The organism is Bartonella sp. MR168JLCBS, assembly GCF_042194175.1.
In genome coordinates this window covers 1-714 of sequence record NZ_JBHIMP010000368.1, presented here as the reverse complement: position 1 = coordinate 714, position 714 = coordinate 1, and the positions used below count along the sequence as shown (strand labels likewise).

General features: G+C 41.3%; 1 protein-coding gene. It reads right to left on the bottom strand.

Features of this window, described 5'->3' with window-relative positions:
- The coding region (locus tag ACFIK8_RS11445) for an iron chelate uptake ABC transporter family permease subunit (protein WP_375669497.1) at positions 1–713 on the bottom strand (713 nt) is incomplete at its 3' end.
- Position 714: the final 1 nt, after the last annotated feature.

Below are 714 nucleotides of genomic sequence, written 5' to 3'. Positions count from 1 at the left end.
ACGAAGGAAATACGGCCAATTGTACAGACTACAACAGCGGTGATTGATGAGACAATAAAAAGACCAAAGAACATAACAGTACGATAATTAAGTCCAAGATTGTTAGTTAAATCTTCTCCTAGACCAGCTACTGTAAAGCGATCAGCAGTAAAATAGGCAAGAGTACAAAGGGGAAAAGATAGCCACAAGAGTTCGTATTTTCCATCAAGAATCATTGCAAAACTGCCAAATAAATAGGCTTGAAGAGAAGGCAGCAGCATTTCATGATCAGCAATAGCATTGGTTAGGGAGCCAATCATATAACCCAGTATAATCCCTGTGAGTGGTACAATGAAAGTGGATTTTAAAGGGATCTGGCGCAATAAAAGCATAAACAGTAATGCACCAATCATGGCAAAAATTGCGGCAATGACCATTTTTCCTAAAACAGGGATATTGGGGAGGAAAATCATGACAAAAAGGATGCCAAGAGATGCAGATTCAAGAGTTCCAGCAGTTGATGGCTCTACAAAGCGATTACGTGCAAGCAATTGCATAATCAGGCCTGAAAGTGCAAGTGCCGGTCCAACCAAGAGCACTGCGACTGTACGAGGAAGGCGTGTTTGCCAGAAAATAAGCCACACATGTGGATCGCCTAATAACAGCTCGGAAAGTGTCACATCAGAATAACCAACAAAAATGCTCAGGATAGATAGCAAGACGAGAACTGTTATG